The organism is Pedobacter cryoconitis, from assembly GCF_014200605.1.
In the GTDB taxonomy this organism is placed as follows: domain Bacteria; phylum Bacteroidota; class Bacteroidia; order Sphingobacteriales; family Sphingobacteriaceae; genus Pedobacter; species Pedobacter cryoconitis_B.
This window is the reverse complement of sequence record NZ_JACHCE010000009.1, coordinates 191,296-216,582: the sequence shown is the minus strand read 5'-3', so window position 1 is coordinate 216,582 and position 25,287 is coordinate 191,296. Positions and strand designations below refer to the sequence as shown.

Sequence of the window (25,287 nt, the reverse complement as noted above, 5' to 3'; positions counted from 1 at the left end):
TTAAATAAAAAGATTAAATCAGAGACGTTTTAAACTGTTTCAGGAAACGCTGATCGTTCTCTGAGAATAAACGTAAGTCTTTGATCTCAAATTTTAAGTTTGCAATTCGTTCGATACCCATACCAAATGCAAAACCACTATATTTTTTACTGTCGATACCGCAATTCTCCAATACATTCGGATCTACCATACCACAACCTAATATTTCAACCCATCCGCTGTATTTACACAACTGACAGCCTGCACCTTTACAAATAGTACATGAAATGTCCATTTCTGCAGAAGGTTCTGTAAAAGGGAAGTATGAAGGACGGAAACGCACTTTTGTACCTTCACCATATAGTTCCTGTACAAAATAGAATAAGGTTTGTTTCAGATCTGCGAATGATACATTCTCATCCACATATAAACCCTCTACCTGGTGGAAGAAGCAATGCGCTCTTGCTGAGATTGCTTCGTTACGATATACACGTCCCGGCATTAAAGCTCTGAAAGGCGGTTTACCAGCTTCCATCATTCTTACCTGCACAGATGAAGTATGTGTTCTTAATGCGATATCCCCATTTTCTCCACCTTTTTTAATGAAAAATGTATCCTGCATATCTCTTGCAGGGTGTTCTTCAGGAAAATTCAAGGCAGAAAAGTTATGCCAGTCATCTTCTATTTCAGGGCCCTCAGCTACAACAAATCCCAGTTTACTAAAAATATCGACAATTTCCCTTCTTACTAAAGCCAGCGGATGACGCGCACCAACTTCAAAACCAACACCCGGAAGTGTTAAGTCTAAACCAGCATCTTTTCTGGTCAGTTCTACTGTATCTGATTCTTTAAGTGTCTGATACTTCGCTTCAGCAAGTTGTTTAAACTCGTTCAGGACTTTTCCAAGCGTTCTCTTTTCTTCGGGAGATACTGCTTTAAATTCATCAAAAATATCTTTTATAATCCCCTTTGTTCCAAGGAATTTTATTCTGAACTGTTCTAATTCGTCTGCATTTTCTGTAGAAAATGCATTTATTTCTGTAGTATATTCTGTGATTTTAGCTTGCAACATGATGCCAAATATACAGCTATTTCATTAATATCTTAATAACCGGCAAATCGCAAAATATTTTTGACCTTAAAACCAGAAGCCGCCATTCATTTAATAGAATGGCGGCTTCTGGTTTATTTTTGTGTAAAAGGTTATGAAATTACTTTCAGCTCCTTACCTACTTTAATGAAAGCAGCAATCGCTTTATCAATATGATGTTGTTCATGACCTGCAGAAAGCTGTACACGGATACGTGCTTTACCCTGAGGAACAACAGGATAGTAGAATCCAATCACATAAATACCTTCATCCAGCATTTTCGCAGCAAATTCCTGTGCAAGTTTCGCATCATATAACATCACCGGTACAATTGGGTGAATGCCTTCTTTGATATCAAATCCTGCTTCCGTCATTTTCTGGCGGAAATAAAGTGTGTTATGCTCTAATTTATCTCTTAAGGCTGTACTTTCATTTAATAGTTCAAGCACGGCAACAGAAGCGCCCGCAATTGCCGGAGCAAGTGTATTTGAAAACAAATATGGTCTTGAACGCTGACGCAGCATGTCAATAATTTCTTTTTTACCTGCAGTAAATCCTCCTGAAGCACCACCCAGTGCCTTACCTAAAGTACCCGTGATAATATCGATTCTGTCAATTACTCCGCAATGTTCGTGAGTCCCTCTTCCTGTTTTTCCCATAAAACCAGAGCAGTGAGATTCATCAATCATAACCAGTGCTTCATACTTATCTGCCAGGTCACATATTTTATCCAGCTGTGCGATAGTTCCATCCATTGAGAAAGCACCATCAGTAACGATGATTCTGTGACGGCATCCAGCGGCTGCTTTTAACTGCTCTTCCAGATCTGCCATATCACTATGTTTATAACGGAAACGTTTTGCTTTACACAAACGCACACCGTCAATAATTGAAGCATGATTCAGTTCATCAGAAATAATAGCATCCTGATCATTAAATAAAGGCTCGAATACGCCACCATTTGCATCAAAAGCTGCTGCATATAGAATAGTATCTTCAGTGCCCAGAAATTCAGAAAGTTTTTGCTCCAGTTCTTTATGTATATCCTGAGTTCCGCAAATAAAGCGCACAGAAGACATTCCATAACCATATTTATCTATCGCATCTTTAGCAGCAGCAGTTACCCTTGGATCTGAAGATAACCCAAGGTAGTTATTGGCGCAAAAATTCACCACTTCCTGACCCGTACTTACTTTGATATCAGCTCCCTGAGGAGTGATAATTACTCTTTCCCGTTTGTATAATCCGTCTTTTTCTATTTGTTCTAATTCCTGTTTAAGAACAGGTTGCAGTGTTTTATACATATATGCTAGTTATTTAATGCAACCAAAGTTATAAAAATATCAACTTAGTAGCCGTTTTAAATTTATTCTGTTCTTACTTACCAGGACTTGAAACCAGAGCTATGCAGACCTTAATTTCCAGGCGAATTAAGAACAATGAATAAATAATAATTCTAACAACATACTTTAAAAGAATTTTATGTCGTATATTGCAATAAATTATAAAATAAAGATAATCAACAGGAAACACATAATTAATAGGTATTAGCAATTAATTTTCCCAATTAGACATATGACTGATAATCAAAGAAAAAATTTCGGACCAAGGTTAAAAGAAATCAGGTTAGCAAAGAAAATGACGCTTCAGGAATTCTATAGCCCGATAGCAAAACACGTAAACAACTTTTCTCCAATAGAAAACGGCTCGAGAATGATTGGTAAAAGGCTCTCGGAAGATGTGGTCAGACATTACCATATTAATGAAACCTGGCTGGCTACAGGTGTAGGAAAAATATTCTCAGTGGATGACGCACTTAAAGAAGCCGTAAAAAATAACTCAGAAATCCAGCAGGGGGTTCCATTTATTAATGTTAACCCATCAGATTATTCATCAGGTGAGGTTAATTTTTTAAAGGAGAAAGCGGAGTACTATGTAAATTTCAGGCCTTTTAATGACTGCGACGCTTATTTACCGGTATATGGAGACAGCATGTACCCGAAGTACTCAAGCGGAGAAATTATTGCAATCAGAGAGGTGATCAATAAAGATATCATCCAATGGGGAGAAGCCTATCTGGTAATGGCAGACGAAAGTGCAAATAACATTACTACTGTAAAATTACTTTTTCAACATACAACACCAGAGAAAATTGTACTTCGTGCTGCAAATCCTGATTATAAAGGAGATACTATTCTGGATAAAATTGCCATCAGGCGATTATTTATTCTGAAAGGGAAAATTACAAGAAATCAGCTTTAGTCATCTAAATATGATGATTTGATGTGATTTAAATTACAGCTATAGCTTAATCCTTTTTATAGGATTATCGTACCTTTGTATATAAATTATTAATTAACGATAAACAGCTACTATGTCAATCACATCAGCAGAAGAATTATTAGGAATGCAACGTGTAAGCGAAGCTGTTGCAAATACGCTTAAGCAAATGCGTGAATTTGCTAAACCCGGTATATCAACTAAAGAACTGGATGATTTTGGAGGAAAGATCCTGGCGGATTACGGGGCCAAATCTGCACCAAAACTGACCTATGGTTTTCCAGGATGGACTTGTATCAGCATTAATAACGAAGCTGCACATGGAATTCCTACGGCAGAAAAGATACTTGCCAATGGTGATCTGGTTAATATTGATGTATCTGCAGAACTTGATGGTTTTTGGGCCGACAACGGAGGTTCTTTCGTATTAGGAGAAGATATCAATAATCATCAGCCCCTGGTTGATGCTTCAAGAGAAATCTTATATAAGGCAATCAGTAAGATAAGAGGTGGATTTAAAATCGCTGATATTGGCAAACTTATAGAGACCGAAGCCAGAAAACAAGGTTTTACTGTGATCCGCAATTTAGCTGGTCATGGTGTAGGAAGAAGTCTGCACGAAGCTCCGGATTGTATCCTGAATTGTTACGATAAATATAATACGCAAAGGTTTAAGAAAAATTCAACGGTTGCGATAGAGACTTTTATTTCCACTACATCAAGTATGGCAGTTGAACAGGCAGACGGCTGGACACTGAAAGGAAATAAAGGTGGTTTTGTAGCACAGCATGAGCATACTATTTTGGTTACAGATGGGGTTCCTCAGATTCTGACTGTGGCTAATGGGATTTAATCAGGTTATTATTTTTTTTAATAGGAAGGGGTGTTTTTATCAAAAGACATCCCTTTTTCATTAAAAACAAGAAAGGGATGTTCCATCCAGACACATCCCTTTTCTAACCAAATATAAACCTGTATGAACGGGTTTTCCTTTTATGTATCTGATACAGATACGCATATAACCTATAATATAAAAATTGAGCCAGTTTTAAGGAATGTCTATTTTCCAATTAATGAAGATAGAAAATTGATTAACTGACCTGATTAGGAACGTATTCGTACAATTTAACGTTCAAAACGACCTGTTTACTACTCAAATATCACAAAAACATTCAATTATAGCCGAATAATTAACAATTTTTAACAAAAATCTGTCATAAACCACAATTACCAATACAAATCGAACAGTAAACGGATATATGAAACAATTATTGTGATATTTTTCATAAAAATACTTGAACAGTTTAGTCCAGTATATACCCTTTTGCAGCTAAAGGAGCAGGAACTTCACGGTCAGACATCTCCAGTAAAGTAGTTTCAATCATTGCACATAAGGTATTTAGCGCAAGATCATTTGGCTCCTCCCCAAAAGGATCTTCCAATTCATCGGCCACTGCTTCAAGCGCAACAAAAGTATAAGCTATAAATACAACAATAACCGGCATCATCCAGCCTAAACTATCCACAAAGCCAAATGGCAATAAAAAGCAATAGATATAAACAGTCCGGTGCAGCAAAACTTTATAAGTATAAGGAATAGGTGTACTCGCAATCCTTTCACATCCTCCAACTATGTTTGACATTTCATTTAAATTCTGATCAAAGCTGGTTGCAAGAATAGAATCAAGCTCACCATTCAACCTTCTTCTTCTCACCCATGCCCCCATTTCTGTAAGCAGCATAGCAGGCTTATAAATTGCAGGTTTTAATTTATCAGCTAATGATGTTCCCGAAATCCTGGCTATATCAGCCGTAGCATCTGTATGGCGTAACTGATGTTTCAGCGCATAAGTAAATGAAATCAGTAAATTGACAAATTCATTCACCCCTTTGTTATCCTTCTCGGCCGTAACCGTCTGAGCCTGTCTTGTCAGGGATCTCGTGGTATTCAATAAAGATCCCCAGATTTTCCGGCCTTCCCAGAACCGGTCATAACTTACATTATTTCTAAAGCCAAAAAATATTGCCAGTGCAATACCGAAAAGCGTAAATGGGCCCGGATTTAACTGTATTTTATAATTAAAAACTGAACCACGACAATAAACTATAACCACAGAAATTAGTAGTAAAAGCATCAAACGAAAAAGAATCTGAGGTAAAACAGATCCTCTCCAGATAAAAAGCATTCTCAGCCAGTTTTCTTTTTTCCTGATTATCATAATTTCATTTATTTGCTATCTGTAGCAATAAGGTAATTCGGGTCTTCTAAAATATTAACATCAATTACAGCTTCAGCATCATATAACAGACTTCTGCAATCCGCACTCAAATGTTTCAGATGCAACACCTTTTTAGCCTCAAGATAACGGTTAGTTAGTTTATTAATTGCATCAATTGCAGACATATCAGCAATTCTGCTTTCTTTAAAATCTATAATTACCTGTTCAGGGTCCGAAGAAATGTCAAACCTCTCATTAAAAGTAGTGACAGAGCCAAAAAACAAGGGGCCAAATAACTCATAATGCATTACCCCTGCTGTATCCAGATACTTATTGACACGTATACGTTTAGAACTGTCCCAGGCAAAAAAGAGCGCAGATAAGATCACTCCAATCAAAACTGCCAGGGCCAGGTTATGTAACCAGACTGTGATTGCGGCAACCAGTATACCCACAAAAATATCCTGTTTAGGCATCTTGTTAATAATGCGGAAGCTCATCCATTCAAAAGTACCTATCGCAACCATAATCATCACCCCTACCAGCGCAGCCATAGGCACTCTCTCAATAACCGGCGCACCCCATATAATAATCAGGAGAATTGTCAGGGCAGCAATGATCCCAGACAACCGGGCCCTTGCACCTGCAGAAAGATTCACTAACGTTTGTGCAATCATTGGGCATCCACCCATTCCAAAAAAGAACCCATTCAAAATATTGGCTCCTCCCTGTGCAATACACTCTCTGCTGCTGTTTCCTTTCGTCTCTGTAATTTCATCCACAAGATTGAGCGTTAGTAACCCTTCTGTTAAACCAACACCCGCCATAATCAGTGCAAATGGAAAAATCACAGTTAATGTATCCAGATTCAGTGGAACCCGGGGAATATGAAAAGGAGGAAAACCACCACTTACGGCAGCGATGTTCCTTACAATTTTAGTATCTATCCCTGAAACTAATACCAGAATAAATACAACAATTATAGCCACCAGCGAAGAAGGAACAGCTTTGGTCAACTTAGGCAGTAAAATAACAATTGCAATAGTCAGTGCTACCAGGCCCAGCATGATCCAGAGCGGATTACCTGAAAGCCATACCGCATGTCCATTAACCACAGTTTTAAACTGTTCAAGCTGTGACATGAAAATAATTATGGCCAGGCCGTTAACAAAACCAAACATGACCGGTTGAGGAACCAGCCTGATAAATTTACCCAGCTTAAAAACGCCAACCAATATCTGCAATATCCCTGCTAAAGCAACAGCCGCAAAAACATAATCTATACCATGCGATTTCATCAGCGCAATCAATACAATTACTGTAGCTCCTGCCCCTCCTGATACCATACCTGGCCTGCCACCAAAAACAGCTGTAAACAGTCCCATGATAAAAGCAGCGTACAAGCCAACTAAAGGAGGAAAACCGCCCAAAATAGCAAAAGACAGAGATTCTGGGATCATGGTCATTGCAACCGTTAATCCTGCGAGAATTTCTGCCTTATAGTTAATCTTCTGAGAAAAGTTGAAAAGATTTAAATAGAGCTTCATTGGTGTCAAAGCTAATCAATAAAATCAAAATGGATAAACCCTAACTATTTGTAAACGGCTTCATTAGCCTGTTTATCCCATCAACCCAATATTACCTCAGAAAACAACAAGCAGAAAAACAATAAAACCTGCTCAAACAATATTCCTAAGACAAAGCCCATTTTAACAAAAGAGAATTTAAGTTTTCCTATTCACAAATACTATTTAACTAATTCGCTCGTTCCAGAGATTTTTATTTGTTATTTATAATAATTATAAATACGTTTACTTCATTAATTTTAATCAATCTAAATAATAATAAACAATCTTAATAAAAGACGCCTAACTATCAAAAGCTTATAGAACAACGATTTATTAAACAAAATTCACCCTACATCTATTACACATGAAAACGACAAACAAAAGAGCCGACTTAACTGAATTGCGTAAGCAGGCGGAACAAGTTAACTTCAAATCACTGATCAATTGCTGCTGCCGGGAGTTTAACAACTGGGGCCGTTATGAAGGTATCCCAAAATATGATGCTGCCCTGGCTGAATACATGCAGTCAACAGGTTACACCTCTTTTTTAAGATTTGATTTTACCAGTGCAGGCATAGAAGTGTTTGTACCACTGGCTTATTTCTCAGACAGCGGAGTCCACTCTTTCTTTTTTCCTGTCGTGGAACGTAATTGTGAAACTGATGTGATTAACGTAATAGATCCAAAAAGATTTCTTGAATTAATAGCCGGATTTGCTAAAAACAGCTATCCGGATGTTGATCCTGAAATTACCCAGGGCCGTTTAGAAAATAGCATCAGCAACTTAAGAGGCTATTTATTTGATTTTCAGGAAAACGACCAGACAGCCAATCAACCTGAATTATCTTTTATCGAAGCCGAACAATCACTGATTCTGGGTCATAGTGTACATCCCCTGCCAAAAAGCAGAGAAGGTTTTACTGAAACAGAACTGGCACAGTATTCTCCCGAAACCAGAGGTCAGTTTCAGTTACATTATTTCCTGATCCACCCCGAGTATGTGACCGAGAAAAGTTCAGAAAAAGAACTAACAACCGTACAGTTAAAAAGGGAGTTACTCATTCATGGAGATGATCAAATCAAAGACAGTCTTAACCAATATCCGGATTGGACTGTGGTCCCCGTACATCCCTGGGAAGCCGATCACCTGTTAAACCTGGCAGAAGTTAAAGAAATGCAATCAGAAGGTTTTTTACATAGCCTGGGGAAATCAGGCCCACTATTTACTGCCACCTCATCTGTACGTACGGTATACAATGCAGAAAGCGAATGGATGTATAAATTCTCGCTGCATGTCAAGATTACGAACTCTTTCCGTGTCAATTATCCACATGAATTGCATCGTGGTTATGATGCCAGTGTCTTGTTAAAAACCCCATGGGGTGAGGGAATAAAAAAAGATTATCCTGAAATCAATTTCATTACCGATCCGGCCTTCATTATCGTCAGCTATAAAGGGCAGGTCATTGACGGCTTCAGCACAAGTATCCGTCAAAATCCTTTCAGGGCAGCAGCAGCCAAAAAGAATGTTGGTTTAGTTGCTTCTTTAACCCAGGATGGCATATTAGGGCAAACACCAAGAATGCTCAACCTGATTGAAGAAGCTGCAAGACGCAAAAACAAACCCAAAGAAGAAGTTGCGCCTGACTGGTTCAGCCAATATCTGAAAATCACCATTAAACCACTGGTAGGTATTTTCAATAAATATGGATTAGGCGGAGAATATCATCAGCAGAATATGCTCGTTGAGTTTGACGAAGACCTTTTCCCTTCAAGACTCCATTTCAGAGACAACCAGGGCTACTTTTTCCGTCAGGGAAAGGTCGAAGAACTTTATACTTTCATCCCTGATTACGGAATAGACAGCAGATCTTTCATTGCAGAGCCAAGATTAATTAATTTCCATAGTTACTATTTACTGGTCAACCACCTTTTAGGTATCGTAAGTGCTTTAGGCAGCAATAAGCTCGCTGACGAACAAACCCTGATCAGTTTAATTTATGATGCCTACCAGGCAGAAGCGGAAACTGACACTACTGGTCTGGTTGCCCATTTACTTCATAGTACCAAACTGACTATCAAGTGTAATTTACTGACCAATCTGAATAATATGGACGAAGCCAGTGCGCCAAGAACGCATCCGGCTATTTATAAAGAATTCCCCAATCCATTAAATAAAAAGGTTTTCTCCAGAGAACTGATCAAACCAAAAGGAAAAGACGTCGTGTTTAGCCGTTATTTTCCTAAAGAAGATGTTGAAATTACGATCCGTCCTTTAGACCCTGACCGTGATCTGGAGATGCTGCATGAATGGTTTCACCGTGAACATGCACTTAAGATCTGGAAAATGAACTGGCCAATCCGTGAGCTGGAAAGCTTTTACCGTACCTTACTTGCCGGCGATGTGGTGAACAGCTATATCGGTGAGGCTAATGGGGTACCCACCTTTAACTTTGAAGTCTACTGGGCCTGCCGCGATTTACTGGGTGGTTATTATGATGCACTGATAACAGATTATGGTACACATCAGTTTATTGCCCCGGTTGATCCAAAGCTGAAATATGCTTCCCCTTCTACCCAGTCTATCCTTGACTATGTCTTTGCCGAACCCAAAGTTGGAAAAATGGTAGGTGAAGGATCGGTAGATTCCATGGCTTCCATTATGAACAAAGCGCATGTAGGCTTTAAGATTGAAAAGGTGATTGAACTACCTGACAAGAAAGCAAATCTGAATTTTTGTTACCGGGAATGGTATTGGGCTAAATTCCCAGCAGCCAAAGATTTTAGAAACGAGCTGGCCTCAGCGCTGAGTACCGGAAAGGTATAAGCAGCCTGCTGAAATATCTATCCTTTAAATAAAGGATAGGTCTGTTTGATTCAAAAAATTAATCTGTAACCAATACCAAAAACCATTTTAAAATGACAACGACAAATTTAACAGGGAGCGTAGAACCCCTGAATATTACCATATGGGAGAAAGTCAACCAGAATCTGTTTGCCAAAACATTAGCAGAACTAATGCATGAGCAGGTCGCTCTCCCGCTCATAACCAGCAAAACTGAAGAAGGCCTCATACATTTCAGGTTAAATACAGACCATGAAAACATTTATTATACATTCTCAGCTTATCCACGGATGCTGGATTACTGGCACATCTTAAAACCTTCCATTAAAAAACATCAAAATGGAAAGGAGAAACCAGCTACAGATGTTTCTGCTTTCTTTATTGAACAGCAGCAAAGTTTTGGTTTGAATTCATTTACCCTGGCCCATTATATAGAAGAAATTCTGCACACTTTATACGCAGATGCTTTTATTCAGGCCAAAGGCCGAATTCCGGCAGCGAAACTTGCCGATGCAGATTACCAGACTATCGAACATCAAATGGATGGACACCCCTGGATTATCGTCAACAAAGGCAGACTTGACTTTAACCATACCGACTATCTGGAATATGCACCGGAAGCCAATAAAACCGTCCAGCTGATCTGGATTGCTGTTCATCAAAGCCGTGCTGCTTTCAAAGCAGTAGATGAAATTAATGAACAGGAGTTTTTTGAAGCTGAATTAGGAAAAGAAAAATTAAACAAATTCAAAGAGATCCTTTCGGCTAAGGGCGTAATTGCCTCAGATTATTCCTTTATACCAATCCACGAATGGCAGTGGAATAATAAACTGCTTATCTTGTTTGCAGCAGATATTGCCGGCCAATTGCTCATCCCTTTAGAATCCGGTGATGATATATACTCCCCGCAACAAAGTATCCGTACTTTTTTTAATCTGAGCCATCCTGATAAACATTACGTCAAAACTGCTATCTCGATCTTAAATACAGGTACAGTAAGAGGATTACCACCTAAACAACTGGCCATTGCACCGCGTTTAACCGCATGGCTTAAAAGTATATTATCAAATGATCAATATCTCCAGGATCTTGGCCTGATTCTATTAGGTGAAGTGGCCTCTATTGGTTATCTGCATCCTAATTACACCCAAATCACAGATCCGCCATTTCAGTATAATGAATATCTGGGCGCATTGTGGCGTGAGAGTCCGGGAAAATTCCTGAAATCAGGAGAAAAGCTAATGACTATGGCTTCCTTACTATACATAGATGATCAGGAAAAAAGCTTTGTATCAGAGCTGATCACAAAATCAGGTTTGACCACTGAACAATGGTTAATGAGTTATCTGAATGCTTATCTCAAACCACTTCTCCATATTTACTATCAGCATGCCGTTTGTGTTAATCCGCATGGCGAAAATGTCATCCTTGTACTGGAAAACTATGTTCCTGTCCGTATAGTCCTGAAAGATTTTGCAGGGGATATCTTACTCAATGAAGAAGCTCAGGAAAAATTGCCAAAAGACTTTTCAGAGAATATGATCTTATCTTCCAATCCTGAAAACGTTCCACTGGTAATTCTTATAGGCGTTTTTGAAGCTTTCTTCAGGTATTTAAGTGACATCCTGGAAACTACTGCCGGTTATCAGGAACAGTCTTTCTGGACCTGTGTATATGATGTTGTACAAACCTACCAGGACGAACATCAGGAGCTGAATGCAAAATTCGAAAGATATAACCTATTTACCCCTCATTTTAAGCGTCTGAACATCAATAGTCAGCGCCTGTTTAACGGGTATAAAGAAACAACAGGTTTTGCAAGATCATTTAAAAGCGGCGCATTAATCAATCCGCTTACCCAGTTCAAAACTGCTGAAACTGCAATTTTAAAAGAAAATTAATGAAGACACTTATCTTGCAGACCAGGTCAATTCTACAATTGCTCTGGCAGGCGGTACAGGGCACAGAGAAGAAATTCACCACTGGCGGCATCAACAGGGCAATTGTATTGCTCTCTGTACCGATGGTACTGGAGCTGACTATGGAATCTCTTTTTGTTTTCGTCAATATCTTTTTTGTCAGTAAGCTTGGTGCCGATGCGATTCTCATTGTCGGGATTACCCAATCCATAACCGCAGTTGCCTATTCGGTAGCTATGGGCCTGAGTATCGCTGCATCAACTATCATAGCCAGACGTATTGGTGAAGCTAAATTTGAAAGCGCAGGTTCTACCGCTATGCAGGCCATTTATGTAGGCGTAAGTATAGGCGGGATCATCGCTACGGGTTTATGTGTTTTCTCTCAGGAAGTCCTGCATGCCGTTGGTGCTCCTGAAAAACTGATTATACATGGGCATTTATTTTCTCAGCTCATGTTAGGCAGTGTCTTTTTACTGATACTCAGGATGCTGTTAAACGGGATTTTCCGTGGAGCGGGCGATGCTGCAATGGCCATGCGCAATTTATGGGTTTCTAACCTCATCAATATTATCCTGTGCCCTATCCTGATTTTTGGCTGGGGTTTTATTCCTGCTTTAGGCTTGACCGGAGTTGCTTTAGCCACAGTCATTGCCAGGGTCATCGGCGTAATTTATCAGTTCTGGTATCTGATCTGGGGCAAAACAATTATTGTCATCAAAAGAGCCCAATTGGTTTTTGTACCAGACATTGTAAAAAGTATGCTGAGATTAGGTTTTGCAGGCACCTTTCAATACCTGATCCCCTCTTCCAGCTGGTTGATTATGACCAAAATCATTACACATTTTGGAGCTGATGCTTTTGCCGGCTATATTATTGCACAGCGGGTGGCTTCGGTCGCAACGATGCCCGCCTGGGGTATAGGAAATGCTGCCGGTGTACTTACCGGACAGAATATGGGGGCTAAACAACCTGAACGTGCAGAACAGACCGTATGGAGGGCAGGTCTATTTAACATGTGTTTTTTAAGCCTGGTCGCCATATTCTGGTTGTTTTTTGCCAAAGATGTCATCGGCATATTTACCAGTGTACCCGGAATACTTCAAAGCGGGGTCATGTATATCCAATACCTGTCCATTGCTTATATCCTGCTGGGCTATACCATGGTCATTTCCAGGGCGCTCAATGCAGCCGGTAATGTCAAACAGCTCACCTTACTCTATGTGCTGATGTTCTATATCACCCAGCTCCCTTTAGCCTGGCTTCTTGGAATTCAGATGAACTGGGGGACAAAAGGGGTTTTCATTGCTATCCTAACTTCAGAACTCGTTCTGGCAATCGCCTGTATCCTTATTTTCAGGAAAGGCGATTGGAAAAAAACAAAAGTTTAAAACAGATGACCATCTGGTCTTAACCATTATACCTAAAATAAAACAAGATGAACATGTCACCAAAATTACAAGAGATCTTATCCACTGCTTTGGCGCTCCCTACAGACCAGATTACCGATGATTTAGCCTATCAGAGTGTTCCGGAGTGGGATTCCATGTCACATATGATTCTTATTGCAGAACTGGAATCCAATTATTCAATCACAATTGAAACAGAAGATTTACTGGAAATGACTGATGTCAATAACGTCATTACAGGATTAAAAAAATACGGCGTCGAAGCTTAATCAATAAAATAAACTTATGAGACTTTATGATTTAATACGAAGCAATAAAAACCTGGTTTATATTGATGCCTTAACGGATACATCCTACGGGGTGAATGAGTTTCATCAATCTTTAGCTATAGACCATAAGAAAGCCGTCGTTTTCTTATACACAGATAATATGATTGGCTCGGTAGAAGTATTTTTAAACTTCTTACAGAGCGATTTCACGGTAACACTATTAAGTCCGCAACTGGATATCCAGTTTAAGCTTGAACTGGAGCAGCTTTACCTGCCCTACTATATCTATGATCCTACAAGAACAGCAATTGACGGGTTTGAGCAATATGCAGCATCAGCGAGAATTCAATTGTTTAAAAATCTGTCAGAGCCAGACTATCCGGTAAATGAAGAAATTAAACTCCTGCTCAGCACTTCGGGCACTACCGGCTCTCCAAAATTTGTGAAGCTGTCTGAAGAGAATTTAGTACAGAATGCTTACTCCATCTTAGAATTTCTTCCCATCAGTGAAACAGATGTAACCCCGCTTAATGTACCGGTCATCTTTGTCTATGGCTTATCTATTTTTACCAGTAACAGCATTGCAGGCGGAAAAATAATCTGCACCAACAGAGATATTTTACAGAAAGCTTTCTGGGAAGACTTTGAGCAATATCAATGTACCTCTATTGGAGGTGTCCCTTATGTTTATGAGATGCTTAACCGTATAGGCTTCTTCAAAAAAGAATATCCGTCCTTAAAATATATGACCCAGACCGGAGGGATTCTTAACCATACCCTGGTCCAGGTCCTGGCAGAGCACTGTAAAAAACATACCACAAAGTTTTTCGTGATGTACGGACAAACAGAAGCTGCCGGACGTATGGCTTATCTGCCGCATGAAGACCTGTTTACGAAGAACACTTCTATTGGAATACCTATTAAAAATGGAAGTTTTGAGATCGATCCTGAAAGTAACGAGCTCATTTACCTTGGCCCCAATATTTTTGGCGGTTATGCCAAAAGACTTGAAGATTTGGATTCATTTACGCATAGTGATCGTTTACAAACAGGCGATGTAGGTAAAAAGGACGAAGAAGGTTACTATTATATTATCGGCAGGATCAAAAGGATCGTGAAATTATTTGGGACCCGGATGAACCTCGATGAAATAGAACTGATCCTTAAAAATGCAATGGGCGGAGAAACCTTTGTCTGTATGGGAATTGAAGATAAATCTGTCATGGTCCTTCATTTAAATGAAGAATTAACGGCCAATCAGGTAAAGTCAGTTCTTAAAGAAAAACTAAATCTTCATCCCAGTATGGTAAAAGTAAAGTTTGTAGAATCTGTCCCGTTGACGCCAAATGGTAAAATAGATTATAGTACCGCAATTCAGCTGATAGATTAATTTTACCGGAACTTATCAGCAGGACCTGCCATTTAAAAATGGCAGGTCCTACTTAATGACTTTAGTAGACTGATTATGTGTGTTTACGCTTGGTGCTTTTTTCTTAGTAACCTTATAAGTGCCCATGATTAACATTGAAGCAGCTAGAACTGTGAAAAGGAAATAAAATGATCTCTTATCCATACATTATAAATTTAAATTGAAGATGTACAAAAGCTGTGCCTATAAAAAGCGTTCGCAGAAGAAATTCTATCTTGGTATTGAGGTAGAGAATTAGAAGAGCAAACTATAAGACGCTGATTGTTAATCCTAATTTAAACATAATTAAGAATAATAACAAATAATTCAACAAAATTCTGAAAATTTATTTTTCCAAAGGAGAGGTCTGATCGGCATCAATAGCCTGCCAAATCATATCCTTTAACTCAACAAGCCCTTTTTGTGCAACTGAAGAAATAAATACAGATGGAACGTTTGCAGGCAGATCTTTTTTAATTTCTGCTACAAGCTCATCATCCAGCATATCTGATTTAGTGATCGCCAGTAAATGAGGTTTTTGCATCAATTCCGGATTATAATCCAGCAACTCAGACTTAAGGATCTCATATTCTTCTGTAATCGTTCTGTTGGTATCCGCAGGAACCATGAATAAAAGTACAGAATTACGTTCTATATGACGTAAGAAACGGTATCCTAAACCTTTTCCTTTTGATGCGCCCTCAATAATACCAGGAATATCAGCCATTACGAATGACCGGTTAGAGCGGTAAGATACAATTCCTAAATTAGGGACAAGGGTTGTAAAAGGATAATCAGCGATCTCTGGTTTAGCAGCAGAGACTACAGAAAGTAAAGTAGATTTTCCTGCATTCGGGAAACCAACCAGACCAACATCGGCCAGAACTTTTAATTCAAGAACTACCCATTGCTCTGTACCCGACTCTCCAGGTTGTGCAAAACGTGGTGTTTGCAGTGTAGAAGTTTTGAAATGCCAGTTTCCAAGACCTCCCCTTCCTCCTGCAGTCAGGATTTCAGTTTGTCCGTCTTCAGTAATTTCAAAAAGATCTTCCCCGGTTTCAGCATCTTTAGCTATAGTTCCCAGTGGAACATCCAGGTATTCATCTTTACCAGATTTACCAGTACTGGTTGAACTTGAACCAGGCCCGCCATCTGTGGCAAGAATATGTTTCCGGTATTTTAAATGTAAAAGGGTCCAGAACTGGGCATTCCCTCTTAGAATAATATGTCCGCCTCTTCCACCATCTCCACCATCAGGACCACCAGTTGAGGTCATTTTATCACGATGTAAATGTGAAGAACCTGACCCTCCCTTTCCTGAACGGCAGCATATCTTAACGTAATCTACAAAATTCGAACCCTGTGACATAACCTTTTATTTTTTCTTACCAATAAAAATAGCGGGAAGAACTTACATTCGTCCCGCTATTCAGTATATTTTTTAATTAATATTTATCCAGCACCGCACATAACTCAGCAAAGATATCATCGATCTGACCGATGCCGTTAACTTTGCTTAATTTATTTTGTGCTTCGTAATAAGGCAAAACATGAATTGTTTTGCTGAAATACTCATCAATGCGTTTTTGTAATTTGTCTGCCTGATCATCAACCCTGTTAGTTAGTTTCTGACGTTCAGCAATCCTTTTAGTCAATTCATCCTGATCAACGTCCAATGCAATTACCACTGCGATAGAACTTCCTTTACTTTCCAGGAATTCATCCAATGCTGCTGCCTGGGCAACTGTTCTTGGAAAACCGTCAAAGATAAATCCTTTAGCATCAGGATTTTTATCTACTTCTTCTTCCAGCATAGCAATCGTAATCGCATCCGGCACAAGCTGTCCGTCCGCTATAAGCGCACTTACCTGTTTGCCCAGAGGACTTTGGTTACTGATATGTGCTCTGAAAAGATCACCAGTAGAAATATGTATTAACTGATAACGATCAATCAATTTTTGTGATTGGGTGCCTTTACCTGCACCCGGTGGGCCAAAGAGAACAAAATTTAGCATTTGGGTTGTCTTTAAAAATTTAAAAGCCTTCTCCGCAATGGGTTTAAGGCTTTTCCAGTAGATTATATTTAGCTTCTAAAAAGAGAGATTTAACCACCGAAAACAATTTATTTAATTTTTGCCGATTTAAATCGGCATTAGCCAAAAAGACGAGCATTTTGTTCCAATTGACCATTTTTCTTTAGAGGAATTTAATGCTGCTGAACAGAAAAATTAATCTCTTAATTGCAAACAACTTTAAATCTTTTCCAAGGCTGCAAATATATAATTATTAATTTACTATGTTCACTTTTTTTCAAAATACTCCTGCAGACAGCGCTGATGCTGATGTAAATATTACAGCGCATTTCTTCGATTTATTAAGCCTCCTTTTTGTCAGCAATTAATCCCCGGAAATATCCCCGTAAAATATTTTTCTAGCTCCTTACCAGGGACTTAAATTTCAACCTAAGGGGCTTCCATCATTTTTTTAATCAGCATCATCACCAGTGCAGCTATACCAAAGCCAAACATAATCCAGGGTGTACTGTGTATCCCATATGTTGCAATAGAAAGACCACCTATCGCCGTCCCTATTGAAATACCCAGATTACCAAAAGAGATAGAGATACTGTTCGCAAATTCGGGTGCTTCGGGTGCCGTTTCTATCATATATGCCTGTGAGGTCAGAAAACATGGCGTTTGTAAAAATCCCCATACCGCTATTAATAAAACTGTCCGGGCAGACATCGGTCCTGAGAAATAAAGTGGAACAGATACCGCGATTAATCCGATCAGAAATACAGCCGTTATTCTGGTAATATTTCTGGAAAGTAGTTTGCCTGCAATAAAATTCCCCAAAACCCCGGTCAGCCCAAACAATAACAGCATCAGACTGATCGTTTTTTCGTCCATCCCATTCACCTTTGATAAATAGCCGGCGAAATAACTATAAGTACTGAATATGGAACCGATCATAAAAAAAGCAAACAATGAACTGGCAATAAAAGCCGGCTTTTTCAGGATACTGATTTGCGAGCGATATGATTTCCTTTCTCCGCCCGGCATAGACGGAAGAAGAAATATAATAGAAAGCAATACGATAAGACTAATGACTGCCTGTACCATAAAAGAAGATTGCCAGTGATTAAATACCCCTGCTATATAGGCTGCAAATGGTACCGTAGTGATGGTAGCGATCGATATCCCACCAATCACAATAGCCATCATTTTATGCGCATCCTTCTGATCTGCAGTGCTGGTCGCCGCAGCCACAGCCGTAGAAACCAGTACAGGATGAAGAAATGCAGGTAAAACCCTGACAGTCATCAGCAACCAGAATGGAGGTGCCATTGACGAAACAATTCCGGTAATCAGAAAGATAACCATCGTTAAAGCCATGAGGTGCTTTCGGTTAAACCCGGATGCAAACATGGTCATCAATGGGCCGGCCAGTGCAACCACCATCGCATAAGCACTTAAAAGCAGACCTGCTTTATCTATACTGATCTGATAATATTCGGCCAGCTGAGGCAGGATTCCGATAACACCAAATTCTGTAGTAATCATACCAATCAGACTAAGACAGCCGATATAAGCTATTTTATTCTTCATCAACTAATCTTTTAAACATGGAATGTTTATTCCTAAAAATAATTTTCAACTCTTAATCGCATCCCAGGCAGCCTGGATATAGTTATTAATCGTTTCCTCCTTCAGTCTGATATAATTACTATGATGTAATTTGACCAGGGAAACTAATGAACCGCTAGTAAAACCTATCCATTCTTTAATATCCCCTTCTTTCATAATTTGCTGCGCCTGACCATCTAAATACACCTGATCCAGGTCTTTAAGATATAAACTACCGTTATGTTTAGCTACCGGATCAATTGACGGAGAATAATAAAATTGCTCCAGGAACATAAAATCCAGCGGCTCAGCAAGGAAATAACTGATCATTTTTTTCCATAAATAAATAAACCGCTGCTTCACAGAAAGACTGCTGTCATATCCATAGGCAATGATAGCCGACTCTTTTGTTTTCAGGTGAAAATACAATTCACTGACCAGCGATTCTTTATTAGGAAAGTAGTTATATATAGCGCCCATACCCGTATCAGCAGCTTTTGCAATCTCAGACATTGGTGTAGACTCAATACCTTTTTGTACAATTAACTTCAATGTCGCGTTCAGGATTTGCTCTTTTTTATTCATGAGGATAGATTATCTAAAGGCAAACCTAATAAAATGGAATGAATATTCCATACATCACCTGAAATATAAAATAATGCCCGATATCCAACAGAACGTTCGATATCGGGCATTTTCAATTCGACAATAAAAGACAAAACACTGATTACCAACAAAATAAGAATGGCATTCAGCTTGTAAAGCACTATCCAAAATAAATTAAATGGATACAATCATTACCGAAGAAGTAAATGCTGGCAAAAGAAAGAAAAGACTGCTGGTCAGTATAATTTGTCTGGTCGTATTAGCTGCCGGAATCTGGCTGATACGTGCTTACTTTAAACCCGCACTGACTAAAGCTGAATTTACTACTGCAATTGCTGAAAAAGGAAATATTGAAAACACGATTAATGCAACCGGCGAAATATTACCAGAATTCGAAGAAGCTTTAACCAGCCCAATCAATGCTTCGATCAGAAATGTGGCGATGGATGCAGGAAATAAAATTACTGCCGGACAGTCTATTCTTACCCTGGATAAATCTGCAGCACAAACAGACTTCGATAAATTGAAATTTCTGATAGAATCAAAAGAGAATGAAATCGAAAAGTTAAAACTCGATCTGGAAAAAAGCTTTTATGATATAAAATCTAATAATAATATTAAACAACTCCGTATCAGCAATCTGACTGATGCCGTTTCCAATACCAAAAAACTATATAAAGCCGGTGGAGGTACAAAAGAAAATATCGAACAGGCAGAACTAAACCTAAAAGTTGCCGAACTGGAAAAACAGCAGCTTGAAAACGAGATTAAAAGTAAACAGCGAACCATGAAAATCGAGATCAGGGAAGCTGAAATTGCCTTAGCGATTCAAAAAAATGATCAGGCAGCTTTAAAACGAAAACTCGATCTCGCAAATGTTATCGCCACACGCAGCGGCGTAATCACCTGGGTAAATAAAAATATCGGGGCAAGTATCAAAGAGGGAGAAGTCCTGGCCAAAATAGCAGATCTGGGCAGTTTTAAAGTAGCTGGCAGCATGTCCGACAATCTTCTTGGTCAATTGCATAACCATATGCCCGCTATTATCCGCTTTAACGAAACCCAGCTCAGAGGACAGGTGATCAATATATCTCCCGCTGTAAATAATGGAATTGTTTCTTTCGAAGTACAGCTCGAACAAAGAAATAACAAGCAGTTAAGGCCTAATATGAAGGTTGATTTATTTCTGGTTACCGCAGTCCGGAATGGGGTTACAAGAGTAGTCAACGGCCCTGCATTTAAAGGTTCAGACCTGCAGGATATTTTCGTAGTCAGCCAGGGGAAAGCGCAGCGCAGAACCGTTAAAACCGGGCTCAGCAATTTCGACTATATCGAGATTATCAGTGGACTCAAACCAGGCGAAGTCATCATCACATCTGATATGACCGCTTATAAAAACGCATCAGAAATTTCGATTGTCAATTAATCATAAGCCCCCCTGATCACATGAAATTTATTTTACTCTTTTTATTTTTAAGCTGTACAGCAAGAGCGATGGGAAATGATAGTCAGGATACGATCAAACTTACCCTTCCCCAGGCAATTGAAATGGCCAAAGCAAATTCGATCGCGGCAAAACAGGCTATTACGGTTAAAGAAACCAAGTATTGGGAGTTCAGGACTTTTAAATCCAATTACCAGCCGCAATTAGCCTTAAGCGGTATTTTGCCTGGTTATAATAAGACCTATTCCCAGGTTTTGCAACCCAATGGTACGATCGTATTTCAACCCATTCACAATGACAATTCCTCACTGACCCTGAATTTCAGTCAGACGATTACTTCAACAGGAGCTACCATTTATGGCACAACCCAATTACAACGTTTTGATGATTTTGACAGGAATAATGTACTCTACAATAGTATCCCTTATGGAATAGGTTTTACACAACCCTTATTTCAATTCAATAACCTGAAATGGGATAAAAAGATAGAACCACTAAAATTCAACGAAAGTAAGCAGGCCTATATTGAAGCACAGGAACAAATTGCTGTCACTGTTAATGGTTACTTTTTTGACCTGTTACTTGCACAGGTAAATTTAAATATTGCCAATACCAATCTGGATAATACCCACAAAATACTTAAAGTAGCCAATACTAAATTTGAACTGGGAAAGATAGCCCGCAACGAGATTCTTCAATTACAGCTCGAAGAGCTGAATGCCAGGAAATCTGCTGGTACCGCAAAGCGCGATATGGAAATAGCCACCTTGAACCTGCGTAGTTATATCGGGATGGAAGGAGATGTCAGGATCACGCTTGCCATCCCTGCGGTAGCAAGCCAGATGAATGTAGCGACAAACAAAGTACTGGCAGAAGCATTTGAAAACAGGTCGGACGCTATTGCCTTTGGAAGAAGACTGGCGGAAGCAAAAAGAGACGTGGCTAAAGCTAAAGGACAAAATGGGCTCAACGCGACACTGAATGCGAATCTTGGTTTTTCAAATACTGCAGGGAATATCCCGGATGTTTACCGTTCTCCCAAAAGCCAGCAGTCTGTACAATTACAATTAACAGTCCCTGTGCTGGACTGGGGCCGTTCCCGGTCCCGTACTAAAACTGCACAGGCAAGCGAGCAATTTACAGCTTATGCAGTAGAGCAGGACAAACAGACCTTTAAACAGCAGATCGTCACCCAGGTCACGCTTTTCAATATGATGAAAGAACAAATGGTACTTACGGCAAATGCAGAGCAGATTGCCTCAGAAAAGTATCAGATTGCCAGAGAACGATACGTTTTGGGCGATCTGAGCATTACCGAACTCAGCATTGCTTTTCAGGAAAACGACAGGGCAAAAAGGGATTATGTAGGTTCTTTAAGAGATTTCTGGGGAGCTTATTATCAACTGAGATACCTGTCATTATATGATTTCGAAAAGAACAAAAAAATAACCTATAACTAAATCTTAATTATTAACTATACAATATGATACGTTTACAAAACATTGAAAAAGTGTACCGCACTGATACCGTTGAGACCCTTGCAGTTAAAGGGGTAAACCTCGATATAGCCAAAGGTGAATTCTTATCTATCATGGGACCATCCGGCTGTGGTAAAAGTACGCTGTTAAATATCATGGGCTTATTGGACGATCCTTCCAAAGGGAGCATCACCATCAATAATCAGGATACAAAGAACCTGTCTGATCAGCAATTAGCAAAATTCAGGAATCAGCATATCGGTTTTATCTTTCAGAGCTATCACCTGATCAATGACCTTCAGGTGCTTGATAATGTAGCCCTTCCTTTGTTGTACCGGAGTTCAACAGAGAAAGAGCGCAGGATTCTGGCAGCCGTAGCCCTGGAAAAAGTAGGCCTCAGCAACAGGTTAAAACATTTCCCGACACAGCTCTCAGGGGGCCAGCGTCAGCGGGTAGCTATTGCGCGTGCAATAGTTGGCTCCCCGCAGATTATCCTGGCCGATGAGCCAACCGGAAACCTGGACAGTGCAATGGGCAATGAAATTATGGAGATCCTGATCAACCTGAATAAACACCGGGACACCACCATTGTCATGGTTACGCACGATGAAAATATGGCTCAGAAAACACATCGTCTGATCCGTTTATTTGATGGTTCACAAGTTCTTTAATTCAGGGATTATGCTTAAAAATTACTTCAAAATAGCCATCGCAGTATTAAAGAGAAGAAAATTCTTCACATTTATCAGTTTATTCGGCATTAGCTTTACGCTCACCATTCTGATGGTGACCACCGCATTTCTGGATAAAATATTCAGTCCAAATTATCCTGACCTTAAAAGAAACCGGTCTTTGTATGTCACTACAGTCTTGTTAAAAAATTCAAAAGAAGGCTGGATGAACAGAAGTCCAGCTTCCTTTTATTTACTGGACAAATATATTTCAACACTGAAGGTCCCTGCAAAAATTGCGATATCTTCTTTCTCAGCTGCCACCAATACTTATGTCAATAATAAAAAGATAATCATCGAATTTAAATATACCAATGCTGATTTCTGGGATATCCTGGATTATCAGTTTCTGGAAGGCAAACCTTTTAATAAAAAACAAATTGATCAGGCAGCACATGTTGCAGTGATTTCAGAAGACACGAAGAAAGCATATTTCGGCGACGCTGCTACTGTAATCGGGAAAAGCATAGAGGCAGACAATGTCAATTACAAAGTGATCGGGGTAGTTAAAAATGTGCCCAGGACTATGACCAATATTTATGGGGATATGTACCTGCCCTATACCGTATCAAAAGCCAATTATAAAGAACCAGGACTGATGGGGGATTACAATGCGATCCTGCTGGCCGGATCGGACGCAGATGTACCGAAAATGAAGCAGGAATTTAATCAGATGATTGCTAAAGTTCCGATTAACAATAAGGAATTCGATCAGTTTTACTGTTCTGCGGACGGTTATTTCGAAGGTATTGCAAGAGAAATTGCAGGCCGGGATGACGGCAGTTCGGGAGTTGTCAAATTAATCTCCATCCTGAGTCTGCTGGCTTTCCTGTTTTTATTATTACCAACCATTAACCTGGTCAATATCAATATGACCAGGATTATGGAAAGATCTTCAGAAATCGGTGTAAGAAAAGCATTTGGTGCTTCATCCAGAACATTGGTCTATCAGTTTATTGTAGAAAATATCATATTAACTTTTATTGGCGGTGCAATCGGTATTATCCTATCAGTTATAGTCATCTATTATCTCAATACACTGAATCTTGTCCCTAATCTGAACCTGTCTTTAAATTTAGCAGTACTGGGTTATACTTTGATAGCCTGCCTGTTTTTCGGATTACTCTCCGGGGTGTATCCCGCATGGCGGATGTCCAGATTGAATGTAGTAACAGCCCTGAAGGCTAATTAATTTAACATTTTCATTTTAAAAGAAATCATTATGCTAAAGCATTTATTTATATTGATCTGGAATAAAAGGAAACAGAATTTTCTATTTCTTTCCGAACTTTTAGTATCCTTCCTTGTCATCTTTGCGGTCTTTTCCTTTCTGGTCTATTATTTTCAGAATTATAAAAAACCTTTGGGTTTTGAATACGAAAAGGTATGGTCAATTCATTTCACCAATTCCGTAAAAATCAAAAACATGGATTCCCTGTCCATGTATTATGACAATCTCCGCAAAACATTAAAATCTTTACCACAGATTGAAAAGGTTAGTTTTTCTGGTGCTAATATCCCCTACTCCAATAATAACTCCACAACAGGCCTGACAAATAATGGAAAGAAATATAACCGCATCAATAATTACCGGGTAGAAAATGAATACAAGGATTTATGGAAAATGAAATTAGTGGAAGGGAGATGGTACAATGAACAGGACATAACCAGTACATACATTCCAATGGTCATTAATGAAAGTCTAAAAGAAGAAATGTTCGGAAAAGGACCTGCTACCGGAAAATTGATCGGCAGCCTGGAAGATAAGATCAAATGGAAAGTAATTGGTGTAACCGCAGATATGAAAGCCAATGGGGATTTCTATCCTGCCGGACCCGCAATATATGCCAAAGTAGATACCTCAGCATACCGCTGGATGCGTAACGCACTGATTAAAGTAAGTCCCGGCGCTGATGCCGCATTTGAAAGCCGTTTATATAAACTATTATCCGGCACACTCAAAAATTCCAATATAGAAATTACGCATCTGACTGATATGCGCAAATCAAAAAATGAAGCAACTATAATTCCAATGATTATTTTTATGATTATCGCAGGTTTTCTGATGATCAACGTTGCTTTGGGTTTATTTGGAGTATTGTGGTATAATATCAATAAAAGAAGAAGCGAAATTGGTTTGCGCAGGGCCATTGGCGCAGGTGGAAAATCAGTCTCTTATCAACTGGTTTATGAATCATTGATACTCGCTACCATGTCTTTAACCGCAGGCTGCTTTTTTGCCATACAATTTCCTTTATTAAATGTCTTCGATATACCTGCAAGCGTGTATCTGACCGCAATTTTATTAGCTATGATTTTCATTTATATGCTTGTATTTTTGTGTTCACTGTATCCAGGTAAACAAGCCGCTGCAATTCATCCGGCTATTGCGCTGCATGAAGAATAATTAAATTACTAA

Annotated in this window: 20 protein-coding genes; 12 read left to right on the top strand and 8 right to left on the bottom strand. The window is 39.2% G+C overall.

Going from position 1 to position 25,287, the window contains the following annotated elements:
* Window positions 1–13 precede the first annotated feature (13 nt).
* Both pheS and kbl read right to left on the bottom strand, forming a co-directional pair.
* Window positions 14–1,051 (bottom strand): phenylalanine--tRNA ligase subunit alpha, encoded by a 1,038-nt coding sequence (gene pheS, locus HDE68_RS22470; RefSeq protein WP_183884477.1) that lies wholly within the window; start codon window positions 1,049–1,051, stop codon window positions 14–16.
* A gap of 131 nt (window positions 1,052–1,182) precedes the next feature.
* Window positions 1,183–2,373: a glycine C-acetyltransferase gene (kbl, locus tag HDE68_RS22465; protein WP_183884476.1), complete on the bottom strand. Its 1,191-nt coding sequence runs from the start codon at window positions 2,371–2,373 to the stop codon at window positions 1,183–1,185.
* 271 nt (window positions 2,374–2,644) lie between these two features.
* Here kbl and HDE68_RS22460 point away from each other — a divergent pair, with 271 nt between their 5' ends.
* Window positions 2,645–3,331, top strand: coding sequence for a helix-turn-helix transcriptional regulator (locus tag HDE68_RS22460; protein ID WP_183884475.1), 687 nt, complete (start codon window positions 2,645–2,647; stop codon window positions 3,329–3,331).
* A 112-nt stretch (window positions 3,332–3,443) separates the two neighbouring features.
* Entirely contained in the window at window positions 3,444–4,202 is a 759-nt protein-coding gene (map, locus tag HDE68_RS22455) for a type I methionyl aminopeptidase (protein ID WP_183884474.1), read from the top strand.
* Between the two features lie 451 nt (window positions 4,203–4,653).
* Here the strand turns inward: map and HDE68_RS22450 are convergent, their stop codons facing one another.
* Together HDE68_RS22450 and HDE68_RS22445 are read right to left on the bottom strand one after the other, a co-directional pair.
* Window positions 4,654–5,568: a bestrophin family protein gene (locus HDE68_RS22450; protein ID WP_183884473.1), complete on the bottom strand. Its 915-nt coding sequence runs from the start codon at window positions 5,566–5,568 to the stop codon at window positions 4,654–4,656.
* Between the two features lie 8 nt (window positions 5,569–5,576).
* Window positions 5,577–7,115, bottom strand: a complete 1,539-nt coding sequence (locus tag HDE68_RS22445; protein WP_183884472.1) for a SulP family inorganic anion transporter — start codon at window positions 7,113–7,115, stop codon at window positions 5,577–5,579.
* Window positions 7,116–7,500: 385 nt separating this feature from the next.
* Here HDE68_RS22445 and HDE68_RS22440 point away from each other — a divergent pair, with 385 nt between their 5' ends.
* The 5 genes from HDE68_RS22440 (at window position 7,501) to HDE68_RS22420 (ending at window position 14,965) form a co-directional block, all read left to right on the top strand.
* Complete coding sequence (locus HDE68_RS22440) at window positions 7,501–9,963, top strand: GNAT family N-acetyltransferase (RefSeq protein ID WP_183884471.1); 2,463 nt, start codon at window positions 7,501–7,503, stop codon at window positions 9,961–9,963.
* 92 nt (window positions 9,964–10,055) lie between these two features.
* The gene (locus HDE68_RS22435) at window positions 10,056–11,882 is read left to right on the top strand and encodes an IucA/IucC family protein (RefSeq protein ID WP_183884470.1); all 1,827 of its coding nucleotides are present in this window, start codon (window positions 10,056–10,058) and stop codon (window positions 11,880–11,882) included.
* Window positions 11,882–13,288, top strand: coding sequence for an MATE family efflux transporter (locus HDE68_RS22430; RefSeq protein ID WP_183884469.1), 1,407 nt, complete (start codon window positions 11,882–11,884; stop codon window positions 13,286–13,288). The genes HDE68_RS22435 and HDE68_RS22430 overlap by 1 nt, the downstream gene beginning before the upstream one ends.
* 53 nt (window positions 13,289–13,341) lie before the next feature.
* Window positions 13,342–13,575 (top strand): acyl carrier protein, encoded by a 234-nt coding sequence (locus tag HDE68_RS22425; RefSeq protein ID WP_221300898.1) that lies wholly within the window; start codon window positions 13,342–13,344, stop codon window positions 13,573–13,575.
* A gap of 16 nt (window positions 13,576–13,591) precedes the next feature.
* Window positions 13,592–14,965: an AMP-binding protein gene (locus HDE68_RS22420; RefSeq protein WP_183884467.1), complete on the top strand. Its 1,374-nt coding sequence runs from the start codon at window positions 13,592–13,594 to the stop codon at window positions 14,963–14,965.
* A 364-nt stretch (window positions 14,966–15,329) separates the two neighbouring features.
* Here the strand turns inward: HDE68_RS22420 and obgE are convergent, their stop codons facing one another.
* The 4 genes from obgE to HDE68_RS22400 form a co-directional block, all read right to left on the bottom strand.
* A complete protein-coding gene (obgE, locus tag HDE68_RS22415; protein WP_183884466.1) occupies window positions 15,330–16,352 on the bottom strand; it encodes a GTPase ObgE in 1,023 nt (340 codons plus the stop codon).
* 76 nt (window positions 16,353–16,428) lie between these two features.
* The gene (locus HDE68_RS22410) at window positions 16,429–16,998 is read right to left on the bottom strand and encodes an adenylate kinase (protein WP_183884465.1); all 570 of its coding nucleotides are present in this window, start codon (window positions 16,996–16,998) and stop codon (window positions 16,429–16,431) included.
* Between the two features lie 447 nt (window positions 16,999–17,445).
* Window positions 17,446–18,591 carry an MFS transporter gene (locus HDE68_RS22405; RefSeq protein ID WP_183884464.1) on the bottom strand — a complete coding sequence of 382 codons (1,146 nt, stop codon included), beginning with the start codon at window positions 18,589–18,591 and terminating at the stop codon, window positions 17,446–17,448.
* Window positions 18,592–18,636: 45 nt separating this feature from the next.
* The gene (locus HDE68_RS22400) at window positions 18,637–19,194 is read right to left on the bottom strand and encodes a TetR/AcrR family transcriptional regulator (protein WP_183884463.1); all 558 of its coding nucleotides are present in this window, start codon (window positions 19,192–19,194) and stop codon (window positions 18,637–18,639) included.
* A 199-nt stretch (window positions 19,195–19,393) separates the two neighbouring features.
* Here HDE68_RS22400 and HDE68_RS22395 point away from each other — a divergent pair, with 199 nt between their 5' ends.
* From HDE68_RS22395 to HDE68_RS22375, 5 genes are read left to right on the top strand one after another with little or no spacing between them, the layout of a single operon-like run.
* Window positions 19,394–20,641, top strand: a complete 1,248-nt coding sequence (locus HDE68_RS22395) for an efflux RND transporter periplasmic adaptor subunit (protein WP_183884462.1) — start codon at window positions 19,394–19,396, stop codon at window positions 20,639–20,641.
* A 20-nt stretch (window positions 20,642–20,661) separates the two neighbouring features.
* On the top strand, window positions 20,662–22,119 hold the full coding sequence (locus HDE68_RS22390) for a TolC family protein (protein WP_183884461.1): 1,458 nt from the start codon (window positions 20,662–20,664) through the stop codon (window positions 22,117–22,119).
* Between the two features lie 23 nt (window positions 22,120–22,142).
* Entirely contained in the window at window positions 22,143–22,808 is a 666-nt protein-coding gene (locus HDE68_RS22385; protein ID WP_183884460.1) for an ABC transporter ATP-binding protein, read from the top strand.
* 10 nt (window positions 22,809–22,818) lie between these two features.
* A complete protein-coding gene (locus HDE68_RS22380) occupies window positions 22,819–24,060 on the top strand; it encodes an ABC transporter permease (RefSeq protein ID WP_183884459.1) in 1,242 nt (413 codons plus the stop codon).
* A gap of 30 nt (window positions 24,061–24,090) precedes the next feature.
* Window positions 24,091–25,275, top strand: coding sequence for an ABC transporter permease (locus HDE68_RS22375; RefSeq protein WP_183884458.1), 1,185 nt, complete (start codon window positions 24,091–24,093; stop codon window positions 25,273–25,275).
* Window positions 25,276–25,287: the final 12 nt, after the last annotated feature.

Excerpts from the sequence above, each read along its gene's own strand:
- pheS (WP_183884477.1), bottom strand. The coding sequence starts at position 1,051 with ATGTTGCAAGCTAAAATCACAGAATATACTACAGAAATAAATGCATTT.
- HDE68_RS22460 (WP_183884475.1), top strand. The coding sequence starts at position 2,645 with ATGACTGATAATCAAAGAAAAAATTTCGGACCAAGGTTAAAAGAAATC.
- HDE68_RS22445 (WP_183884472.1), bottom strand. The coding sequence starts at position 7,115 with ATGAAGCTCTATTTAAATCTTTTCAACTTTTCTCAGAAGATTAACTAT.
- HDE68_RS22390 (WP_183884461.1), top strand. The coding sequence starts at position 20,662 with ATGAAATTTATTTTACTCTTTTTATTTTTAAGCTGTACAGCAAGAGCG.
- HDE68_RS22380 (WP_183884459.1), top strand. The coding sequence starts at position 22,819 with ATGCTTAAAAATTACTTCAAAATAGCCATCGCAGTATTAAAGAGAAGA.
- HDE68_RS22420 (WP_183884467.1), top strand. The coding sequence starts at position 13,592 with ATGAGACTTTATGATTTAATACGAAGCAATAAAAACCTGGTTTATATT.
- HDE68_RS22435 (WP_183884470.1), top strand. The coding sequence starts at position 10,056 with ATGACAACGACAAATTTAACAGGGAGCGTAGAACCCCTGAATATTACC.
- HDE68_RS22385 (WP_183884460.1), top strand. The coding sequence starts at position 22,143 with ATGATACGTTTACAAAACATTGAAAAAGTGTACCGCACTGATACCGTT.
- HDE68_RS22400 (WP_183884463.1), bottom strand. The coding sequence starts at position 19,194 with ATGAATAAAAAAGAGCAAATCCTGAACGCGACATTGAAGTTAATTGTA.
- HDE68_RS22395 (WP_183884462.1), top strand. The coding sequence starts at position 19,394 with ATGGATACAATCATTACCGAAGAAGTAAATGCTGGCAAAAGAAAGAAA.
- HDE68_RS22410 (WP_183884465.1), bottom strand. The coding sequence starts at position 16,998 with ATGCTAAATTTTGTTCTCTTTGGCCCACCGGGTGCAGGTAAAGGCACC.
- kbl (WP_183884476.1), bottom strand. The coding sequence starts at position 2,373 with ATGTATAAAACACTGCAACCTGTTCTTAAACAGGAATTAGAACAAATA.
- HDE68_RS22450 (WP_183884473.1), bottom strand. The coding sequence starts at position 5,568 with ATGATAATCAGGAAAAAAGAAAACTGGCTGAGAATGCTTTTTATCTGG.
- map (WP_183884474.1), top strand. The coding sequence starts at position 3,444 with ATGTCAATCACATCAGCAGAAGAATTATTAGGAATGCAACGTGTAAGC.
- HDE68_RS22405 (WP_183884464.1), bottom strand. The coding sequence starts at position 18,591 with ATGAAGAATAAAATAGCTTATATCGGCTGTCTTAGTCTGATTGGTATG.
- HDE68_RS22430 (WP_183884469.1), top strand. The coding sequence starts at position 11,882 with ATGAAGACACTTATCTTGCAGACCAGGTCAATTCTACAATTGCTCTGG.
- HDE68_RS22375 (WP_183884458.1), top strand. The coding sequence starts at position 24,091 with ATGCTAAAGCATTTATTTATATTGATCTGGAATAAAAGGAAACAGAAT.
- HDE68_RS22440 (WP_183884471.1), top strand. The coding sequence starts at position 7,501 with ATGAAAACGACAAACAAAAGAGCCGACTTAACTGAATTGCGTAAGCAG.
- obgE (WP_183884466.1), bottom strand. The coding sequence starts at position 16,352 with ATGTCACAGGGTTCGAATTTTGTAGATTACGTTAAGATATGCTGCCGT.
- HDE68_RS22425 (WP_221300898.1), top strand. The coding sequence starts at position 13,342 with ATGTCACCAAAATTACAAGAGATCTTATCCACTGCTTTGGCGCTCCCT.